Annotated in this window: 13 protein-coding genes; 6 read left to right on the forward strand and 7 right to left on the reverse strand. The window is 37.8% G+C overall.

The genetic code is table 11. From position 1 onward, the window contains the following. The first annotated feature begins 408 nt into the window (after positions 1-408). Together BC008_RS32705 and BC008_RS32710 are read left to right on the forward strand one after the other, a co-directional pair. Positions 409-2,643, forward strand: a complete 2,235-nt coding sequence (locus BC008_RS32705) for a S8 family peptidase (RefSeq protein WP_027845195.1) — start codon at positions 409-411, stop codon at positions 2,641-2,643. 359 nt (positions 2,644-3,002) lie between these two features. After that, positions 3,003-5,243 (forward strand): caspase family protein, encoded by a 2,241-nt coding sequence (locus tag BC008_RS32710; protein WP_027845196.1) that lies wholly within the window; start codon positions 3,003-3,005, stop codon positions 5,241-5,243. Here BC008_RS32710 and BC008_RS32715 read toward each other — a convergent pair. Both BC008_RS32715 and BC008_RS32720 read right to left on the reverse strand, forming a co-directional pair. Beyond that, complete coding sequence (locus tag BC008_RS32715; RefSeq protein WP_027845197.1) at positions 5,224-6,120, reverse strand: alpha/beta fold hydrolase; 897 nt, start codon at positions 6,118-6,120, stop codon at positions 5,224-5,226. The genes BC008_RS32710 and BC008_RS32715 overlap by 20 nt on opposite strands. Before the next feature lie 142 nt (positions 6,121-6,262). Continuing rightward, complete coding sequence (locus BC008_RS32720; protein ID WP_027845198.1) at positions 6,263-6,733, reverse strand: GNAT family N-acetyltransferase; 471 nt, start codon at positions 6,731-6,733, stop codon at positions 6,263-6,265. Between the two features lie 185 nt (positions 6,734-6,918). Between BC008_RS32720 and BC008_RS32725 the strand changes: the two genes are divergently transcribed. After that, positions 6,919-7,497 (forward strand): TetR/AcrR family transcriptional regulator, encoded by a 579-nt coding sequence (locus BC008_RS32725; protein ID WP_027845199.1) that lies wholly within the window; start codon positions 6,919-6,921, stop codon positions 7,495-7,497. A 64-nt stretch (positions 7,498-7,561) separates the two neighbouring features. On the opposite strand, the gene BC008_RS32730 is transcribed toward BC008_RS32725, so the two are convergent. The 3 genes from BC008_RS32730 to BC008_RS49855 all read right to left on the reverse strand — a co-directional run bounded on the left by BC008_RS32730 (position 7,562) and on the right by BC008_RS49855 (position 9,456). After that, a complete protein-coding gene (locus tag BC008_RS32730) occupies positions 7,562-8,401 on the reverse strand; it encodes a nucleotidyl transferase AbiEii/AbiGii toxin family protein (protein WP_027845200.1) in 840 nt (279 codons plus the stop codon). A gap of 125 nt (positions 8,402-8,526) precedes the next feature. Beyond that, positions 8,527-9,162, reverse strand: coding sequence for a hypothetical protein (locus tag BC008_RS32735; RefSeq protein WP_027845201.1), 636 nt, complete (start codon positions 9,160-9,162; stop codon positions 8,527-8,529). 126 nt (positions 9,163-9,288) lie between these two features. Further along, positions 9,289-9,456: a hypothetical protein gene (locus BC008_RS49855; RefSeq protein ID WP_161938193.1), complete on the reverse strand. Its 168-nt coding sequence runs from the start codon at positions 9,454-9,456 to the stop codon at positions 9,289-9,291. Between the two features lie 1,428 nt (positions 9,457-10,884). Here BC008_RS49855 and BC008_RS32740 point away from each other — a divergent pair. Further along, the gene (locus tag BC008_RS32740) at positions 10,885-15,378 is read left to right on the forward strand and encodes a WD40 domain-containing protein (RefSeq protein WP_058184229.1); all 4,494 of its coding nucleotides are present in this window, start codon (positions 10,885-10,887) and stop codon (positions 15,376-15,378) included. A gap of 616 nt (positions 15,379-15,994) precedes the next feature. Then, positions 15,995-17,806: a TIR domain-containing protein gene (locus BC008_RS32745; protein WP_058184231.1), complete on the forward strand. Its 1,812-nt coding sequence runs from the start codon at positions 15,995-15,997 to the stop codon at positions 17,804-17,806. A 312-nt stretch (positions 17,807-18,118) separates the two neighbouring features. Here BC008_RS32745 and BC008_RS32750 read toward each other — a convergent pair whose 3' ends face one another. Continuing rightward, positions 18,119-19,315: an FG-GAP repeat domain-containing protein gene (locus tag BC008_RS32750; RefSeq protein ID WP_027844265.1), complete on the reverse strand. Its 1,197-nt coding sequence runs from the start codon at positions 19,313-19,315 to the stop codon at positions 18,119-18,121. A 504-nt stretch (positions 19,316-19,819) separates the two neighbouring features. Next, positions 19,820-21,007: an FG-GAP repeat domain-containing protein gene (locus BC008_RS32755; RefSeq protein ID WP_036266185.1), complete on the reverse strand. Its 1,188-nt coding sequence runs from the start codon at positions 21,005-21,007 to the stop codon at positions 19,820-19,822. Positions 21,008-21,633: 626 nt separating this feature from the next. On the opposite strand from BC008_RS32755, the gene BC008_RS32760 reads away from it, so the two are divergent. Beyond that, a complete protein-coding gene (locus BC008_RS32760) occupies positions 21,634-22,944 on the forward strand; it encodes an aminopeptidase P N-terminal domain-containing protein (RefSeq protein ID WP_027844267.1) in 1,311 nt (436 codons plus the stop codon). Positions 22,945-23,008 lie beyond the last annotated feature (64 nt).

Genomic DNA, 23,008 nt, shown 5'->3' on the forward strand with positions numbered 1-23,008 from the left:
TTTTTAATTAGCATTTGCTACTTTGTAATTTATTGATAGTGATGCGTTAGGTTGAATTATATACTGAATATTTTATGAGTCTATCGTGAATTTTGGCGATTGTTATCTGCTGCATATATGGCGTTACGGTACGTCTATATAGATTCAAACCAATCACCAATCATATGAGAAATTTTAGAGGTATCAAGTTTATTTCTCGCACCAAAAAACTGCATACCCCCTTCATCACTGAGAAGTATAGATAAATCAGCGGGGAAAGAACATTCACTCACTCGCTACCAATATACCCAGGACTTACTCAAGCTCTACTTTTTGAGAAGAGCAAAAACCTTAAAACCTTTTGTTCTTCCGTTCAATAAAGTGTAAATCAATATCTCATATTTCTTATTCAACACAAACCGATCGCTTATGAATCCCAAAGGTACTGTATCTAGAATTTTCTTAGCCATTAGTATTTTGGCTTCAACAAATATATTTCCATTTGCAATCAACTATTATATAGGTTCTAATAAAACTGCCTCTGCTCAAATTGTAGAATCAAACAATAACCAATTATTTTACATTTATAAAGGACAGCGCATTCCTTTAACTCAACAAAAAGATGCGATTGCTGTTGAATTTAAACCTTTACCGAAAACTCGTACTCGCGGTAGCAGTCCCGATCCTCTTTACCTCCAATTGGAAAAAGATTTACAAACAGGTACTCGTACTCGCGGTGGAGGTAATCCCCAGATACAAGTTAAACCTTTAGGTAAAAATTACGCCCTTGTTACTTTAACTAGTAGTCAAAATTTTGATATTAAGAAGAAAATTCAAAATCAAAATTACGTCAAGGCTTCTTTACCAATATTAAGTCGTGCTGACAGTCAAGATACTATTGTTTTACCTAACGAAATCATCGTTAACTTTGAAGCAAACATTTCCGATCGCGATAAAGAATCCATTCTTAAACAAAAGAATCTAGAAATTATTCGTCCTCTACGTTTTTTCCCCAATATTTATATTGTTAAATCAACAGTTGCTTCCGGTACAGATATATTAAATGTTTCTAGTAAACTTGATGGAGTAAAAGGTATTACCTCTGCTGTACCTAATTTTCTCCAGTCTGTTTCTAGCTTCATTAATATCGAAAATATCGAAGAACAAAACTCCGAGGGTTTCAATGATGATTTGAGTACCCAGTCAATTAACAAAACAACTACCAATGTTACAAATTCTGGGAAGGCTGAAATAGATTATTTAGGCTTACAGTGGCATTTAAATAGTACTCCCCTCAAAGAATGTTTACCGCAAAAAATTAATGGCTTTAATGCTCTGCAAAACTGTCTGAAACAACGAACTACAGAAAATTCAAGCTCAAAATCAAGTTCAAAATCAAAATCATCTCGTACTGATTTACATGTCACAGAAGCTTGGAAAAATAGTAATGGTGGAAAAGGTGTAGTCGTTGCAGTCATTGATAGTCTGATCCAATGGGATCACCCCGACTTACGAAATAGTTTATATAAAGTAGAGGCTGCAGATAAATGTCCTGGAGAAGTTTATGGATGGGATTTTTCCCAACCAAGCAGCAGTAAGAAGCCTTGTGAAATTGGTGATTCTGATACCAGTGTCAGTCCTTTAGAACTTAATGCTTTAAAAAGGAAATTACATGATACTTTCAAGCTATCTGACCGTAAATTAATCAGACGATATTTAACACCAAAAATACGACAGCAAATAAGATTTCGACCCTCTGAGAAACAGTTAGCAGAGTATTTGCGTCGGAAAATTCGTTCTGAAGTCGGTGGTGAATTTCACGGTACTTTAGTTAGTGGAGTTATTGCTGCAAAACCTGATAATTCTCAAGGTCAAGATTCCCAAGGTATATGGGGAGTAGCACCCAACGCCAAAATTTTACCCGTGCGAGTATTTGGATTAAATGGAAGTATTTCTCCTTCTTCATATATTGAAGCTGTGGGTTATGCAGCGAATCGTGGTGCTGATGTAATTAATTTGAGTTTAGGTAAAACCCTACCAACCGATGTGGAAGAATTTGCATTATCACAAGTACTACAGCAAAATCCCAAATTAGTCATAGTTGCATCATCCGGTAATTCAAACTATACCCAAGTTGCTTATCCTTCCGGATACAGTGGAATTTTATCAGTTGGTGCGAGTAATTTATTTGGCGATCGCGCCTATTACAGTAATTATGGTAAAGGATTAGATGTAGTTGCACCAGGTGGAGATTTGAGTACATCAGCTGGATGGTTGGGGGGAATACCCACCACCGGAGGAACTTGGATGGATAAATTCTGGAACGGTTTAGCTTTTCCTAACTCGCGTTGGTCTCCTACAATTGATTTCAAAGGAAAATATTGGTGGATGCAAGGTACTTCTTTCTCTTCTCCAGCAGTTGCGGGGGTTGTAGCTTTAATGAAGGGTGAAGACACCGATGGAAAATTGAACCGCGAGCAATTAGTTAATATTTTGAAATCTACTGCAAGTTACGATAATTTGAAGATTTCCGAACCAGACAAGAAATCATATCGTACTGTGGTTAACAAAGGTTTGATACCTTCTTCGGTCACAGAGAAACAATTTTTCTTTGGTAGCGGACTTGTTAACGCTGATGCAGCAGTTAGGGCTGTGAAGAAATAATTAAGATTTTGAATGAAATTTCATCTTCCAAAAACCCACAGAGTTAACACCCTAGTGTAGGGGCGCACCGTGCGCCCTTACAAGTGGTATATTTTTTCTTTGAAAGTTTCTAAAATACTGTTTGGTAGTGTTAAATCTTTAGTCAATTTTAATGGACTTATGCTATTTGACAGGGAATTTATTCTCTGGCGGGTGTGAATGCTAGTCGCGTTGGATGGTAGTAATTATTACGCCAAATTATACAGGTGCAAGATATAACTTAAGCAATTTATCACATTTACCTTTACAAAACTGCATATCCCCCACAATCCCCAGAAATATAAATAATCAAATAATCGAAAATCTATAATCTAAATCCTATGAAACGCCGTAATTTTATCCAATTTGCTAGTTCTGCATTAGCCACAGTTGGTATCAGTCAGTTGGATATTATGCAACAGGGGGATAAATATGCAAAAACCCTAGCAAAAAATTTCAGACGCAAATTAGCTCTACTTGTAGGAATTAATCAATACAACAATGGATTAAGTCCACTTGAGGGTTGTGTCAATGATGTAAGATTACAGGAACAATTATTAACCTACCGTTTTGGATTTAATCCCAAAGATATACTTACCCTCACTGACACACAAGCTACACGTCAAGGTATCCTGACTGCATTTGAAGAACATCTAATTAAACAAGCAAAACCTGGGGATATAGTAGTATTTCACTTTTCCGGACATGGTTCGCAAGTTGCAGATCCAGATAAAGATACTCCCGATGGACTTAACAGTACTTTAGTTCCTATTGATGCTGGATTCCCTGCAGGATATCCTTCTCAAGGTGGTAAGGTGCAAGACATAATGGGACATACGCTGTTTTTACTCATGTATGCATTGAAAACAGAAAATGTTACTTTTGTGTTGGATAGCTGCCATTCTGGAGGTGCAAAACGTGGTAATTTTGCTGTTCGCTCCCGTGATGGTGGGAAACAATTACAAGTTAGTTCCAACGAATTGGAATATCAGCGTCAATGGTTAAAACGCTTGAATCTTTCTCCCCAAGAATTTATTAAATTACGTCGTCAAAATATCGCGAAAGGGGTTGTTATAGCTTCCGCAAAACGGGAACAATTGGCGCTTGATGCTTCCTTCGATGACTTTTCCGCAGGTGCATTTACTTATCTATTTACTCAGTATCTGTGGCAACAACCAGAAAATCAATCCGTTAAAAGAATATTGGTTGATGTTAGTCGTAGTACTAATATATATTCCGATCGTAAAGGTTATAGTCAAATTCCAGAGTTGGAATTAAATGTAAAACAACCCAACCCATCACTTTACTTTACTTCTTTTAAAACTAACTATGCCGAAGCTGTAGTTACTAAAGTCAATGGCAACCAAGTAGAATTATGGCTAGGTGGAGTAGATTCCCAATCTCTGACAGCATTTGAGAAAGATGCAATCTTCACAGTTGCGGACGGTACAGGAAGAGGATTGGTAAAATTAGAATCCCGCCAAGGTTTGGTTGGGAAAGGTACCTTAATTGACACCTCACAATTACAAACAGGAACCTTATTGCAGGAAAAAATACGGGGTATTCCAGCCAATATAAAGTTAAATATCGGACTTGATGATGCTTTTGACAGTTATACCCTTGCTCAAGCAAAACAAGCCTTTCAAAGAATTAACCGCGTACTAGCTTCACCCCTGCGACAACAAGAGGTGCAATATATTTTTGGTGTGATGACTCAAGCTAGATATCAGGAATTAGAAAAACGTCCCATACCAAATCTTCCACCCATCGGTAGTTTTGGGTTATTTTTAGCAACATTAGATGAAATTGTCCCCAAATCTTTCGGAAACACAGGAGAAACAGTTACAAAAGCAATAGAACGCTTAACACCTAAATTTAAATCGCTTTTAGCTGCGCGAATTGTTAAACAAATGTTGGGTAATACCAATACTTCAAAAATAAAAGTTACCGCTTCAATGAACATTGCAGATACCCAAAAAGTAATCAGCGAAACTTTTCCAGTCAGGGGTGTAAGCAAAGATAAGAATCAAAGCATACCTGTAAAATTATCAGTAACTACAGAGAACGGTATTCCTAAACTACCTATTGGTACGCAAGTAGCATTTGAACTGGAAAATAAAGAATCTACGCCCCTTTACATTAGTATTCTAGTTATTGATGCAGCAGGTGAAATGGCGGTAATATTTCCCAATGATTGGAGTGTTTCCGAAGGTGCAGCGTTATTAGCAGCTGGTGAAAAGCGGATAATCCCGACCCAAAATGATGGCTTTAAGTTAACTGTTGGGAAACCATTTGGGATGACAGAAGCATTAATTATTGCTAGTACTGACCCATTGCGAAACTCCCTCAAAGTGCTTAAGGATATTGCTAAAAGAGGAGGTACAACACGTGGACCAGTTGCTCCAAATGATGATGAGGTTTTAGATATAACAGATAAATTACTTACAGATTTAGATGCTGCTACCCGTGGTGGGTTAAATGTGGAAGGAATACAGTTACCAGCAGGRGTGCGTGGTGTTGATACCGATAGACTTGCAGCGATGGCGATTGCATTTGATGTTGTTAAACAAAAAATGACTTGATTGCTACATCTATCGCCTCTACGAGGGCTGCAGAATGTATCCAACCAACAAAAGCTGCGTATTTGCACTTACCATCTTTGTTAGCAATGAATATATGTTTAACCCCAACTAGATTGTTCCAAATCCTGATACTACTTCCATCAGCGAAAGAAAATATAGTCTTTGCTTTAGGAAAATCACGCTCGCTAGCATCAGTAATACCTGGTACCGAACGGAAATACTCTACCAGTTCTGAAATGAGATTATCTGACGCGGGTAATGCTTCCCTGGGTTGGGACCAAAATTCTTCAATTTCTTTAACAACAGCAGAATGTGTCTTAAGTGCAGAGTGATTTATACCATCCAAACACACAAAATAAGCGTGTTTAAGCTTGGTAGACTCAATAGGAATAAGACCATCTCCACCACCTGTTATATTTCTAGCTACTACTAATGTAGGAATTACAGCTGTAATTTGCTCTGCTAGAATTCGACGATTTTTTCCAAGGTGTTTAGCCATACCAATATCCCAACCCAAGGGGTTAATAATTCGAGCTAAATCTGCACCACCTATAGGAACACCCAATAAGATTAGAGACTCAAATCGATTCCACCAATCTGGATGTCTAGATAATACTTCTACCCAAATCACACCTCCGAGTGATGTAGCAACCATTCGAGCAACCCTATCAGGATATTCCTTAAGTGCTTGTTCTGTAATTTTTTCAACTTTACGAATAAGAGGTTCAATCTCAAAAAGAGTTTTAATATATCCCAGATTTGGAGCAATAATAAGAGATTGAGGTGAAGCTACTCTATAAGCCAAGGCTTCCATAAGTTCGTTGTTATCCGTCATCCCATGTTGAGAAAACAGGATAAGCTTGGATTGAAAATGCATTAATTTAAAATGCGTTGAACAACTTACCTAATTTAGCTAAGCTGTATAATTAATGCCACTCCAAAATATTGGAATGTTTTGGATCCCCTACAGTTTGCTTGATAATTTTTTGTGTAAAAGGTAATTAAAAAAAGCTATCTAATTACCCCCCGTCGCCCAAAACCTTGCGATAAACAATCTTGTCATAACCCGCTTCATAAAAGTCGCGAATCCGCGCTTCCTCCTCATAACCGCACTTACAATAGAATTCTCGTGTGCGTTCAAAACTCGCCAATGTTTCTATCAAGAGCAAACGCCCTCCACGCTCCCTTAAGATTTGCTCGACATACCGTATCATCGCCGTACCACATCCTTGTCCTTGGCGATCAGGTCGGACAGCGAGAAAGAGTAGGTTCCAAGTTCCATTTGTCATCTTTTCCGGCGCACAGTAGGCGGCTGCAACTACTCCATTATCATCATCAGTCAACCAGAAATCACCGCTCTCATTTTCGCTATTGAAGTAATCAGTTAGCATTTTGCTCAATTCCTCAAGTTCGTTCGGCTCAAAACCGATCGCCGCATTAGCTAAAGCGAGTAGTGCATTCGTGTCATTGGGTACGGTCGGTCGAATCATAACAAAATCCCCATAAGTGTAAAATTAATAACAAAGAATATCCAAGTCTTGTCAGCAAAAAACTTCAGCAGGAATTAGGTAAAAATAAAAATTACAACAGTTGTTATGTAGCCATAAAAACATAACAACTGTTGCTATAATACGTCAACATGATTATTTGATATTGTTGCAAACCAAGGAGAACTATGAGTTATGATGATCGCCGTATTGAGGTTGCTAAAGCCGCATGGCGGGTGATTGTCCGCGAAGGGTTAGATCGCGCCAGCATGCGGGCGATCGCTCAAGAACTTGGCTCCTCCACTGGAGTTGTCACCCACTACTTTCGAGATAAGGAAGAACTTACCTTGTTTGCCCTAGAACTAGTATTTGCAAGCGTTCTAGAGGATATTAAAGTTTGTGGTGAGGGGCGGAAAGGAGTTGAAAGGCTAGAGCAAATTATTTTTTCGGCTCTACCTTTGAAAGCTAATGATAGAGATGACTGGAAGGTTTGGACCGCATTTTTGGGCTATTCAACCGGGCGCGAACGCCTAATTAAGGAACACCAAAAACGTTATCAATTTTTACAGGAAATTCTTTGTAAAGAGTTAGCCGACTTACAAACAGCCAAACTTATTCGAGCCGATCTCGATCTAACCCTGGAAGCCAATGCACTCATCGCCTTAGTGGATGGAATTGGTACCGGAGTCGTTATCAACCCCGAGCAGTTTTCTGCAGAGCAACAAGAGTACCTAGTACGGCGACATATCAATACTTTACTGAAATAAATTTGAGTGCTGGCAGTAAATTTCGAAAGGCTTTTAAGACTAACAAATAAGGTATTTGTCAGCCCTAAATCATTGATTTCACAATACTTTCCCATTTTTGCGTCACTACAGCCACAATTGACAGAAAATCTTCTGGCATTATTTGTTCTTTCTGGCGACGAGTATACCATTTCCATTTACTGCGATTTTTGCTTTTGTCCCACCACTGCGGCGTAGATAAAAGATAATAAACTTCTTCTAAAGTAGTATTACGACTGCTGAAAGCTGTAGCAATTGCTGATTTAACTATGGTTTCATCTAGCTCGATCTTTTTAGTAAATAGCATTAGATCGTATAAGTCTTTAGGTCTCCACCGCTTGATTCCTTGTTCCACCAGACCATGTAGTTTCCAGCCAAACATTATCTCTGGACTTGCAGTCTGTAGTTTGACCTTTTCAGTAGTCAACATTGGATACTCGATCCATTGTGCTGCTGGTACTAATGGATCTCCAAAACCAACATCTATTTGGATGTTTTTCTGATATTCTTCGAACGCTGCGTTGATATTAATTCGTACCCCTGGAAATTCAGTTTCTAACCAAATTCCTGTAACCTCCAAGGAAGAAATATCCAATGTTACTCCATCTCCAAAATTGTTATTTTGGAAAACATGTCGGAATTTTTCCCCTGTAACTTCAATACTGAAAGGGTACAAAGCAAGAAAATCAACATCTTCAGCAATTCGTCGTCCTGGTTCAACCCAAAGTCGGGTAAGCATTCCACCACGTAAAACTAATTCATCAACATAAATTGAATCAGAAACTCGGCGCAAAATACTTTCAAGTAGGTGGTAATTCAACACCTCACTGGAGGGACGACTTGTAATATCAGCAATTTTTAATAATTTGTCTTTAATTTCTTTCATCGTTCATACTGCTTGACTCAGTTCAACTTCTTAGAATCCTGTAAGGCTGGGTATTACCAGTATCTATTTGAATTTAATTGAAAAAATTAACTGCAGATATTTACCCCTACAGGAATTTTGCTGATTTAAGATACTTGCATCCAACCAGCATCTAAACTTAAGTTGCTGTCATACACAGTATATTCTCTTTGTTGTTGAGAAAGTTGGAATCCTTTTGATTTGAGTAATCTAAGTAAATTATCAAAGTGTTTTTGAGCAGATCTGTATCCCACACCATATATTCGCATGGTAATAAATCGTTCTTGTTGTCCGTCAACCAATCGCTTAAAAGTATTTCTAGATAAATGAGCATCGTGCTGCAAACAATACCTTCTAAGAACTTCTAAATTCTTATCTGCGGACAAAATCACTTTGACGTGAAACTCAAAATAATTACTTTTAGGTAATCTCTGCGCTTCAATATCCGAAACTGGAACATCTCGGTTATTCACCATCGCCTCAATTTTAATGCGATTAACTTCAAAATTCCTATTTGCTAATTTTTGTGCGATCGCATTAACTTCTTGTAGTACGTTTTTTAAACTGCCATGATGATAGGATGCAGTCATGGGCTGAGAACAAGTTACACCTTGAGGTAACTCAATCGAGACGCACTTAACTTTGAGAGCTTCGCACAGCGAATTGAATTTTTCCAGTGAGGCTAAATCATCTGCTTTGGTAGTAATATGTGCTTCAAATGTACCTGCATAACTGGGCTGCATTAGCTAGTAAAAGGGTAGTATCCAAAGTTTGTAGTTTGGTAATGACATTTTTACTTACCTGAAAATCTTTGTACTACAACAATACTACGTAGAGAATGGAATTGCAAGCATCTCCAATTATGCTTTTTATAACGGATTGTGAGTAAGTGAGGTAAAGTTGAAAAGCTGAAAGTCTTTTACCAAAAGGATTACACTTCTGACTTCTGACTCCTGACTTCTGCTATTTAGTACAGCGATCGCTGCTTCAAGGGAAGATAAAACGTACATTTTACCGCCAAGACCAAGACTCAACAAAAATTGCGACCCCCAGCATCAATAGGACTACGATTCCCAATCGCCATAGCAGATTGATTGTAAACCAGAATACTGGAATCGAAATGATCGATATACTAAAACTTGTGGAAATGATGCAAGTAAAGATAAAAGCAATGCTTGCTAGAAAGAAGTATTTAAGAGATTTATAACTCCATCTGAAAAATAAACTGTGTTCGTTAGTTGTGGTTTTCATGGGGCTATGTTGGTAAATGAATTTTGATTGATTCTGAGTTTTCAGTCCCTATTTGCAATAAATGTGTCTAGTAGCACAAGTTGAAACTGGGACTTTTAATTCAAAACTTCCAAGTCCGGGATTTCTCAGTTCAAGATTTCTCAATTCAAGACTTCGATTTTGAGTCTTGGGAAATGGGTTGAGTGTTTGGTTGCAACTCAGTTTCTTGGAAATTATTGTTAGTTAATAGAAAGATGCAACCAATCAACGCACATAAAATTAAAAAACTACTAAATCGATGTCTGCGAAAGGAATAATCCTTTCCGCACTTTACACAGACGTGTCTGTAAGGATCTAAAGGATCGCTAGTAAACGGACAATAACCTTGATTACACTTATGATTGCAATTACTTGAACTCATCAGACTATAATCTTTGCTCTTTGTTTTCCAATATCATGCTTCGGAAATTCATAAGCAAATCTTTAAATAGGGTCATCACCTATTCCCTAAAGAAACTTACAAAAACCTGATGATATAAGCTTGAAAGAAAGTTGATTGATATGCTGAGTACAGAATAATTTGCCTAGGAAAAACGCCGAGGATTTGCAAAGCAATTACCTAAAATGATTTACAATAAGGTTTTGGGCCCTTAGGAAAAACTTCCAAAACTTAATCTATGACAAAATATAAATTTTTCTTATACAAACTTAAATTAAATTCTAAGTAGGTTAGTAAGAATAAAAAGAGCTATGTGAGATTATTTAAGATAGCTACAATCTTTGCTATTGTCTACCCCTAACTGATACGATACGCTGCGCGTTAATCTTTGTTTTTATTTCATACAATTTTTGTGTATTACCTGGTTCCAAGGCTCAGCCTGGGGACCCATAGCAAGAGGCTCTGCCTCTTTATCATATAGGAGGCGGAGCCTCCAATACTGTATTCCTTGGCAGAGACAAGGAACAAGTTGTGTCACAGATTTTGTATGAAATTTAATCTCCTTTTACCGAAGGTGCTACCAAAAACCCACAGAGTTAACAGCAAGCACACTTAGCCCGAAATTTTGGGGGTGAACAAAACTTTGCATCCACCGACTCGTACTGTGACTTTAAGACTTTTACACCGATGATTAACAAATTTTTGAATTTTGACTTATGTCCTACGGACGCGCTGCGCTAATGAATTTTGACTTGCGCACAGCGAAATAACATTATTGGGGGTAAAAATTAAGAATATGACTAATGTTAGTAAAGGATTATTAGCTAAAAAATATGCCGAGAATCTCGTTGAAGCTTTACTACAATTTGCGTCAAAGCAAAACCAATCGTATTCTGTAATGCAGGAAATTAAAGTTGAATGGATTGGTAAGAACCAATTGCTTGTGACTGGAGTAAGCATAGATAAAAAAGGTAAGAAATGTGAAGGTACGACATTAAAAGTTTTACAAGACCTAATTCAAAATAATAATCCGCAATTAATAACTAGTACTAGAGCTAAAATTAAAGCTAAAAGTGAGAAAGATATTGAAAGATATATTATTGAACACATACGAAATTCTATTAGATATTTAGAAGAATTAAAATTATTAAAAGACCAACGTCCAAGAAATCGTGAAGGTAAAGTAGCAGGTACACCCTACTGGACATTTAAGTTGATTAATCTCAAGGATAATGGAACCCTAGAAGAAAATTTGGAAAAGGTAAGAAAAAAACTAGAAATTCCCCCATCACAAAGTTACTTACTTGATCGCAATTTAATTAATACAAGGACTGAACAAAATTCTCCACTTTCACCTCGCAATTCTGGGAAAATGTCCGGGGAGATTATTCTATGTTCTAACTTAAACACCTTAGCTCAACAGATGAGGGGTTGGTTTGACACCTTGGGTTATCATTTTGAGAAACATGAAGTTTGGCAAGATAGTTATTTTGAGTGGATTATTAATATTCCGGTCAGACGTAACCGATATGACCGTGTTTTTATAAGTGGAATTACGGGGGAATTAGGTCTTAAAGATGTAAGGGTTTTAAGCTCAAAAGTTAAAGAAAAACGTACTGATGAAGGTTGGTTGGTAACCGACAGACGTATTAGTAAAGCGGCGCATTCTGAAATTAGAAAAGAAAAAAATCACAATTTAGAGTGTTTTACCTTTGATGAACTTGTAGCAATAGATGCAGATTTTAGTTGTTATCTCAATTGGTTAGAAGCAGAAGTCAAAAAAAGGGGAATCGATAAATGCTATGTACCTTTGGCTTGTAGGAAAGAAGAATTAGATCCAGTTACTAAGGCTCGCCTTGGAGTTAGTTATTATACAGAAGAAGATGGTTGGATTGATGGTTATATTGATCGTTGGTTAGATGATCCAGCCAAGGAGCATATTTCAATATTAGGTGAGTTTGGCACTGGTAAAACCTGGTTTGTCTTACATTACGCTTGGGTCGCATTACAACGATATCGAGATGCAAAACACAGAGGTGTTCAACTTCCCCGCTTACCTTTAGTGATTTCTTTAAGAGATTACGCAAAAGCGGTAGATGTGGAATCTTTATTTTCTAGGTTTTTCTTTCGTCAGCATGAAATACCTATACCCGGATATTCAGCTTTTGAGCAACTCAATCAAATGGGGAAACTGTTGCTGATCTTCGATGGTTTTGACGAAATGGCTTCGCGGATCGACCGTCAGGAGATGATTAATAATTTTTGGGAATTAGCGAAAGTTGTGGTTCCCGGAGCGAAGGTGATTCTAACTTGTCGCACGGAGCATTTCCCAGAAGCACGGGAAGGACGGGCTTTGTTAAATGCAGAATTACAAGCTTCTGTTGCACATTTAAGCGGAGAAACACCGCAATTTGAAGTATTAGAACTGGAGAAATTCAACAAGGAGCAAATTCGTCAACTATTATCCCATCAAGCGCAAGATGTAACGGTAGAGAAGGTGATGGGAAACTCGGAATTATTAGATTTAGCTCGTCGTCCGGTAATGACCGAATTAATTTTGGAAGCATTACCAGATATCGAAGCTGGTAAACCTGTAGATATGTCCCGGGTGTATTTATATGCAGTAAAGCAAAAAATGCAGAGGGATATCAAAGTCGAACGTACCTTTACTTCCCTTGCAGATAAACTGTATTTTCTGTGTGAATTATCCTGGGAAATGCTCTCTACTGACCAAATGAGCCTAAACTACCGCCAATTTCCTGATCGTATTCGCCGGTTATTTGGTGCGACCGTTCAGGAACAGAAGGATTTAGACCATTGGCATTACGATATGATGGGGCAAACCATGCTAATTCGTAATGCTGATGGTGATTATACTCCGGCACATCGATCTTTGTTAGAGTTTTTTGTAGCGTATAAATTTGCAGCCGAATTCGGAGTTTTGGCTGATGATTTTACTGAATTGGCTCAGGCACAAAGATATTTAAACAATAACCCACCGACTTATTATACTTGGTCGTCCTATTTTCGCCGTCATGTTGATGCAAAGGAGAATATTGTCTCGATAGCGCCATTACAAGCATTTGTCAGGGAGTCCTTGGAAAAATTGCTCGAGACAGTTGGGAGAAGACCATTGACAAAAGCAGTGATGGATTTGTTGGTACCGATGGTAGGGGATTATCAAGCCTTGGTTAAGGTCCTTGAAGGAAAGAGAGAGAAAAGTGAAGATGAGGTGGGTTATGTTGGAGGAAATGCGACGACATTGGCGCTCAAGGTTGATAAGAGAGCCTTGGAGGGCAGAGACTTAAGCGGCTTAGTGATTAAAGGGGCAGATTTTAGTGGCGCAAGTTTGAGAAATGTTAATTTTGTCAAGACAAGTCTAAAAGATTGTATTTTTACTAAAATCTTCGGTATTGTTTTGTCTGTAGCATTTAGCCCTGTTAACACAAAGTCTCCACAGGGAATAGGCACAGTTTTTGCGACTGCTGATATTAATGGTCTGATTAGTTTATGGGAAGCTACTAGTGGCAGAGAAATTTTCACCTGTTTTGGGCACAGCAGTTCAGTATTTTCCATTGCTTTTAGTCCGGACGGGATGATTCTTGCTAGTGGAAGTAGAGACCAAACGGTGCGACTGTGGGATCTTAGCAGTGGCGAATGCCTCCACACCTTTGAGGGACATACCGATTGGGTATATTCTGTCGCTTTTAGTCCAGACGGGAAAATTCTTGCTAGTAGTAGTAGAGACCAAACAGTGCGACTGTGGAATCTCAGCAGCAGGGAATGCCTTCACACCTTGAAAGGGCACACCAATTGGGTATACTCTGTGGCATGGAGTCCTCAAGGTAATACCTTTGCCAGTGGTAGTAGAGACCGGACGATACGATTATGGGATCTCAGCAGTGGCGAATGCCTTCACATCTTACAGGGGCACACCAATTCAATATATTCTGTGGGATGGAGTCCTCAAGGTGATACCCTCGCCAGTGGCAGTGGGGATCAAACGGTGCGGTTATGGAATCCCAGTAACGGCGAATGTCTTCATATATTAAAAGGACACGCAAATTCCATATATTCCGTAGCATGGAATCCTCAAGGCGGTATCCTTGCCAGCGGTAGTGAGGATGAAACGTTGCGACTATGGGATCTCAGTAGTAGGGAATGTCTCTACACCTTGGAGGGACATACTGATTGGATATATTCTGTGGCATGGAGTCCTCAAGGTGATACCCTTACCAGTAGTAGTGGGGATCAAACTATTCGGTTGTGGGAACCAAGCAACTACAAATGCTTCTACACCTTGCAGGGACACACCAGTTCGATATATTCTGTAGCATGGAGTCCTCAAGGTGATACCCTTGCCAGTAGCAGTGGAAACCAAACAGTGCAATTGTGGGATCTCAAAAGTGATAGATGTCTCCAAGCCTTGCAGGGGCATAACAGTTCCATATACTGCCTAGCATGGAGTCCTTATGGTGATATCCTCGCTGTTGGTAGCATAGACCGAACTGTAAGGTTATGGGAACTCAGCAGTGGTGAATGCCTCCAGATATTGAGGGGACACACCAATAAGGTACGTTCTGTAGCATGGAGTCCTCAAGGTGATACTTTTGCCAGTGGTAGTGACGATCTAACTATTCGCCTCTGGAAACTCAATAGTGGTGAATCTATCCACACTTTGCAAGGACACACTGATAAGATACGTTCTGTAGCATGGAGCCCTCGAGGTGATATTCTTGCTAGTGGTAGTGATGACCAAACAGTTCAACTGTGGGAACTCAATAGTGGTGAATCCATCCAGATTTTAAAGGGACATGCCAGTATAGTACGTTCCGTCAATTTTAGCCCAGACGCAAAAATTCTTGCCAGTTGTAGTGATGACCAAACAGTAAAACTGTGGGAAATTAGCACTGGCAAATGTCTTTCCACCTTGGAAGGACACACAAACAAAGTACGTTCTTTGGCATGGAGTTCCCAAGGTGATATCCTTGCTAGTGGTAGTGAAGATAAAACAGTGCGGCTGTGGAAAATTAGCACTGGCAAATGTCTTTACACCTTGGAAGGGCACACTAACTGGGTGCGCTCCGTAGACTTTGGCCCAAATAGCTCTATTGTCGCTAGTGGTAGTGAAGATGGTACAGTGAGATTTTGGGATGCGAACACAGGTAAATGTGTAAAAATTCTCAAAGGTGAGAAACCCTATGAAGGCATGAATATTAGTGGTGTGAAAGGTTTAACGACTGCAGAGATTGTTACACTCAAAGCATTGGGCGCGATAGTGGGTGATTAAACTCGTATTCCAGTAATTCCGATTTGATACTTAGGGTCTGCTGAAAAAGTAATGAAAAAGAAGATAAGGATTGGTTAATTATTTGAGGAGTATTTGAATATAAGTTTTTATTGTATTAGATGACCAAAATCATAATTTTTGATGATTGCGGACTCTAAAAAAATTATAATTTTGACCGAAGACAGCGGCGAAACTTTAAATGCGTGCAGCACAAACAGTGTTGAAAAATAGATACAAAAAAGCACGAAATAAACATAACAGATAAGTAGGGTTAGCGGGGGGGGCGTTTCGTTTAGAATCGTGCTATGATTACGCTTCAAATCAGATTGATCTCAGTGGTGACAAGTTAAGATGACAAAGTATTTGTCAATAAGCAATAATGCTTAAAAGTTTGGACGAGATAGAGGTGAAAAACACGATTTTTCAGTTTTCTGTCACGTCAGATTTAATAGCATTGCTTATGCGTGCTTAAGGGAAAACAAAAAATAGTTATCCCAACTTTGTCTTAGCCCTACTGGACTAAGCCGCCATGCACCTCGCTTTTACGAGTAATCATCGTATCTTAAGTTCTCACGAATGTCAATTAAACATTTATATCGTCGTGAATCTTCAAATTATGGGCAACTATCGTCAAAATCACAGACCACAATTATTTATTAGCCACTCAAATGAAGATTATGCATTTGAAAGAATCTATCGTAAAAAATTGTGTAGTTGGTTTAAAAAAAAAGGCTTTAAACCGTGGTTATCAAAAGAGGAGGGGAGAATTAATACAGAATGGGTAGTCAAACTTGTTAAGGGACTGCAAAAATCTGATTACTTTTTCCTTGCAATTTCAGGAAAATCTAACAATTCCAAATGGGTACGGGCTGAAATTGATGCATGGCATTTGATGTGTGGTTTAAGCAAAATATATAATATTATTCCATTTGATATTGGCGATGAAGAATATAAACCTAACGAATTCCACCCTGCTATTTCTTCTATTGACTGGGTGAAATATATTTATAAGCGGGATGATAGTATTACTAAACTCGATAAATATATCTCAGAAATCTATGATTCATCAAATAATAGTATTCATTTTACTAAAGCAAAAACAACAAATTGTGGTGAATTTGCTGAAAAACTAATAAAAATATTAGCTAAATTAGATGCTCCCTTGTTTTGGCAATGTGCCGACTATGCATATAAATATTTTTTAAAGGATGTAAAGGAGGATATAGAGACTAGGAAAATTCTAGATCATAATAGCTCTGATAAAAAAGCTTTTGATTACAACTTTTTCAAGGCTTTCTGTATGACGATGAAACTATCTTATCTTTGGCCTGATAAGAACGTTGTAGTCAATAAATTTATTTTTCGCTTATATGCTTATTTAAGATGTTTATTCGAGTTAGGAAAAACAAAAAATATAAAAACAAAGCAGATATTAGAAGAAATAAAAGAAATATTTGAAATCACTCAAAATCCTTATTATAATTGTGAAGAAGAAATCCAAAAATATCAAAAAGAATACCAAGAGGCTCGTAGGCATTTATTGACAACTGATATCGAAGAATCAAGTCATAGCAAACAATTTAAAATTGATTTTTTTAACACAATTAAAGACCAACAAACAAAAGCTACACAAGAGGAAAAAGGAGGAGAAACTTTTCGGCTCCAGGATGAGCAATTAGACTCTATCAATACAGCCATTTACCTGCGCCGTCCTTTAATAGTAAAAGGAAGACCAGGAGTAGGCAAAAGTTATTTTGCTTACGCGATTGCACATAATTTGAATTTAGGAAAAGTCTTGCGATGGAATATTACAACTCATTCTACTTTAACAGAAGGTCTCTACAGTTATGATGCAGTAAGGCGGCAATTAGAAATAGGTTGGTATTTTCAAAATTTAGAATGTAACCAACAAGAAAATGAACAGTTTGATGATATTGGTAAATATGTACGATTAGGGACATTAGGAACAGCTTTTTTCCAAAGTAAAAGGAATAAACCCAGAGTTTTGCTAATAGATGAAATTGATAATAGTAGTATTGATTTACAGAACAATCTTTTGAAGATTTTTGCAGAAGGACAATTTTATATTCCTGAGTTAGCCCAGATAAAAAAGCAGCAACCAAAGGTAAAAGTGTTTACTTATGAGAATGAAGAAGTAGATATCGAAGGAGGAGAAATTATTTGTGAAGAATTTCCTATTGTAATTTTGACGAGTAACGATGAGTGCGATTTACCTCTAACTTTTTTAAATCGCTGTATCTGCTTAAATATGCCAGAACCTGATAAAGAACCCCTCCAATTAAATATGCCAGAACCTGATAAAGAACCCCTCCAAAAAATTGTTAATACTGACTTTGAACAAAACGAAGAAAATTCCGAAAAAGCTAAATATACCATTGGTAGAGATTTACAACAACTCAGTAATTAAAGTGTGTCTTTTAGTCGGACTCAGACAAAAACAAGGAGGTAAAAGCCTCAAATCCACTCATGACAAGATATTAGCTTCAAACCCTAAAAAATAGCTCTTAGCAAAGCGTGGTGTTAGTCATAACCTGGATATACCAGGAAAATATATGATTGATTTAAGTACAATCTTCACATGTTAAGCTTTGAGGTTGTATTACTCCAAAAAAATGTCTAAGTCCCGATTTTAAAAGTTCAGAATATTTGCAGTAATAATAAGCGCAGAGTGCATACATCTAAATGCTTATTGCTTATCTTCACTAATTTCTAAGTCCTATTAATAAACCACCCACTCAGTCGAAACTTCAGAAATCTGTGCTTCCGTAATCGTTGTACCATCGACAAACCAAATATCGTTCTGTTGTGTTTGGGAATTACGCCAAAAAACATCTGTTTTCCCATCACCGTTGTAATCCCCAAGGGAAGGACTCCACCCAGGATCGTTACTGGGGAAGAAAGCAGAGGTAGTTTTTTCCGTACCATTCATCAACCAAGCTGTATTTTCCCCGGTTACTTCATTACGCCAGAAAATATCAGTCTGACCATCGCCATTGAAATCGCCCACACTGGGTTTCCAAGAAGCATCAAGATTATCTAGAGAACCACTCAAGAATAAAATTCCGTTCATCAACCAAATAGTATTTTCCCCAGTAGTTTCATTACGCCATAAAAGGTCAGTACGGGAATCACCATTGAAGTCTCCCAAAGTATAATTCCATTGCGAATCTACATCAGACAATGAAAATTCCGAAGTATCAGTACCATCAACAAACCAAATTTCATTCTCACCAGCAGTTTGGTTGCGCCAAAAAATATCTGATTTACCGTCACCGTTAAAATCGACAATGCTAAAAGACCAGGAAATATCAGTTGTTTCCAAAAAAGCCGCTGTTGTTACATTACTATTTTCGATAATCCAAACAGCATTTTCACCTGTTTGATTATTGCGCCAAAATATATCGCTGCTATTATCGCCATTAAAATCAACAATGCTAGCAGACCAAGTAGGATCGATACGATCTAAAGCAATTTCTGAAGTAATACTTTTACCATCAATCAACCAAATTAAATTCTCACCAGTTTGAGTATTACGCCAGAGAATATCTGTTTTATTATCGGCGTTAAAATCAGCAAACTGTAAATCCCATTCCAAGCCAATTGCGGAAATGGAACCAGCATCAATATTAGTATTATCAACTAACCAAATAGTATTTTCACCGGTTTGGGTATTGCGCCAAAACTTATCATTTTTCCCATCACCATTAAAATCTATAAAGTTGCTAACGTCGCTAAAAGTTGGATTGGGGTTTTGATTTGCAGTTGCAGAAACATTGTTTTCCTGCAGTCCAGATTGAGAAGCACCGGTCAAATGCAGATCCGTATTTAAAGCAGATTTATTGGAAACAACATCATTTAAATTTGTTGACGTTGATAAAACAGTATTTGTAGAAGGGGATTTAATAAGAGAAGACATCAGGTATTTTTAGGGACGATAGTTATAAATTTTTAAAGGTTTTGAATTTATATTTCTGTAAATTGATAACATATATCCATTTGACAAAAATGTTTATCTCGGTCACTTAGAAAAAGTTAGGATTTACGCAACCAGCACATTTTTTTGTAGGGTGTGTGACACTTAGAGTAAACTTGAACGTATTAATAAGGTTCTTAGTGTCACGCACCACCAGTATATTGTGACAATTGCGTAAGTCCTGAAAGTATCAAAATGTTTGCAGAATTTATATTCTAGGTTTTGCGATATCGCGACTGAATATTGGTTGATAAATAAATCTGCGATTACTTGTAGAGACGTAACATGTTACATCTCTCCAGAATTCTCTGGGAAACAAATTAATGGGATATATCGCCCACCTCGCGTATAATTACAAGGCAGAGAGAGCCTCTTACTATGGGTTCCAAGGCTGAGCCTTGGAACAAAACAAATCGACCAAATTAACTTTACTTCCGCGCAGCGGTACTAGCTAAGAGACCATTCTGGAGGAGCAGTTTGTAATGGAACCTCTTGAGCAATTTGACCACCACTCATCAACCAAGCGACATCTTCACCTGTTTCGCTATTACGCCACAAAATATCGAAACTACCATCACCGTTGTAATCACCAACACTTGATTCCCAACCTGTACCCAGGGTTTTTAGAGGAGATTCAGAAAATTCCGAACCATTGAATAACCAAACAGTATTTTCACCTGTTTGGGTATTATGCCAGAGGATATCAGTTTTACCATCACCATCAAAGTCAGCAACACTTGATTCCCATTCCGAACCCAATGCTGTTAAAGGTGTTTCGCTGACATTAGTACCATTCAATATCCAAAGAGTATTTTCTCCCGTAGCTTCATTATGCCAGTGGATATCGGTAAGCAAATCGCCGTTAAAATCCCCTACTTCATAAGTCCATCCAGCACCATAGGTTGGTAAAGCCTCAGGAGTTGCTTGGGTACCGTTCATCAACCAAACCTGATTCTCACCAGTAGATTCGTTGTGCCAAAAAATATCAGTACTAGTGTTCAAGTCAGAAACAACCACAGTGGGAGTCCAAGAAGCACCAGTTTCCGGTAAAGCAGCAGCCTCGACTACCGTAGTTCCATTCATGATCCAAGCAGAATTCTGACCATCTTGCTGATTATTCCACAAAATATCAGATATTCCATCGCCATTAAAATCACCAATTCTACCTCTAGAACCTGCACTCACAGGCTCCAAAGCTTGCTGTTCAGTAATATTTGCACCATCCATGACCCAAATAGTACTTTCTCCAGTTTGACTGTTATACCAAAAAAGGTCAGTTTTACTATCACCGTTAAAATCTGCAAACTCATATTCCCATTCGGAACCGAGAGTACCAACGGTTGTAGTTGTTGTATCGGCTAATATAATTGCAACCTCACCAGTCTGTGAATTGCGACCAACGAGGTCAGTATTACCATCACCATCAAAATCAGGATTAACAGTAGGATTATTTAAAACAGGATTAGGATTTTGCAAAGAGTTTGCATTTTCTCCTCCTACAAGTGCTTGAGAAGAACCGTTTAGATTTAAAGTAGTGTCTACTAAATCGTTTTTCTGAGAATTAAAACCATTTGTTGATATCGAAGTTGACAATTTTTGGTTTGTTTTCGCAGAGTTGTTTCCAAATGCCAGCATAATTTTTTTTCACAAGTATTGGCTATAAATCTATTAATAATCATTTTGGATTTTTTTTTGTTATACCGGAACATCTAAAAAATACTTTAAAGTTAACCCAATAACTGTTGATATTTTACATATTATTCTGTAGTTTTAATTGCTGAAAATCATCTTAAATTCAGCATAATTTATCATCAAAAATAGTGAATAAATTTGATATATATAGATACAAATAATGAAGCAAAATACCTAGATAAGTTAGTTCAAGCTGACATATTAACTCGGTGATATTAATTATGAGGTAAAGCCTAGATTATTGAATTTTGATATAATTTGTTCCTTGTCTCTGGCAAGGAATACCTCATTGGAGGCGGAGCCTCCAGTCTGGATAAGAAACGGAGCCTCTTCCTATGGGTTCCCAGGCTGAGCCTGGGAACGAGATAAAAGATAAGAGAAAAGTTATATGAATAAAATATGGAAATTATAACAAAGTCAACAGCCTAGACAGAGCCTTCAATAAGATGCTCCTTGCTAGAGAAAAGAAACAAGTTATGACTTGTAGATTTACAGTCAATACAAAGTTCATAATACAAAGTTAAAATATCAAAATAAGTATCATCATAATTTGAGTTATTAACGTGAGTATCTATACAGAATATCAGCAACGTCGCCAGCAATTAATGTCAAAAATTGGTAATGGTACAGCTATTTTTTGTAGCGCACCGATGGCGGTGATGCATAATGATGTTGAATATGTATTTCGTCAAGATAGCGATTTCTTTTATCTCACAGGATTTAACGAACCAGCAGCAGTTGCAGTCTTAGCACCCCATCATCCAGAACATAAATACGTTTTATTCGTCCAACCTAAAGATAAAAAGATTGAAATTTGGACCGGTTATCGCTGTGGGGTGGATACAGCAAAGGAAATTTACGGTGCAGATGAAGCATATTCCATTGAAGAATTAGATGAAAAATTACCCGAATATTTGAAAAAAGCTGATCGCATCTACTGTCATTTGGGACGCGATCGCAATTTCAATGATAAAATCCTTAACCATTGGCAACGCTTAATGCGAATATACCCGAAACATGGTACCGGACCAATTGCAATTGAAGATACTGGTCCAATTCTCCACGGGATGAGACTAATCAAAAGTGAAGCTGAATTGGAATTAATGCGCAAAGCTGCAGATATTTCAGTGGAAGCACATAATCGTGCAATGGAATTTACTCAACCCGGACGATATGAATATGAAGTTCAAGCAGAAATGGAACATATATTTCGTCTGCGGGGTGGGATGGGACCGGCTTATCCTTCCATTGTCGCCTCTGCTGATAATGCCTGTATACTGCACTATATTGAAAATAATCGGCAAATGCAGGATGGAGAATTATTATTAATTGATGCTGGTTGTTCCTACGGCTACTACAATTCTGATATTACTCGGACATTTCCCGTGGGTGGTAAATTCACAGCAGAACAAAAAGCATTATATGAACTAGTTTTAGAAGCACAAAAACAAGCGATCGCTCAAGTCAAACCTGGAAATCCATATAATTTAATTCACGATACAGCCGTACAGGTGTTAACAGAAGGCTTAGTGGAATTAGGTTTACTTGTGGGTGAAGTTGAGCAATTAATTGAGGAACAAAAGTACAAATCATTTTATATGCATAGCACCGGTCATTGGTTGGGCTTAGACGTCCATGATGTGGGAGTTTATAAATATGGTGAGGACAACCCGCAAATTTTACAACCAGGTCAAGTACTCACAGTAGAACCCGGACTTTACATCGTACCAGACACCGAACCAGATGAAGAGCAACCAGAAATCGATCCCCGTTGGGTTGGAATCGGGATTCGCATTGAAGATGATGTATTGGTAACACCAAACGGACATGAAGTTTTGACTGCTGGTGTTCCCAAAGAAATTGCAGACATGGAAAAATAAGCATCAAAGTGGGTAGTATTCCTAATTTTTTGCATAATGCAAGTAAAATATTCCACAGAAAAAC

Source organism: Mastigocoleus testarum BC008 (assembly GCF_001456025.1).
In the GTDB taxonomy this organism is placed as follows: domain Bacteria; phylum Cyanobacteriota; class Cyanobacteriia; order Cyanobacteriales; family Nostocaceae; genus Mastigocoleus; species Mastigocoleus testarum.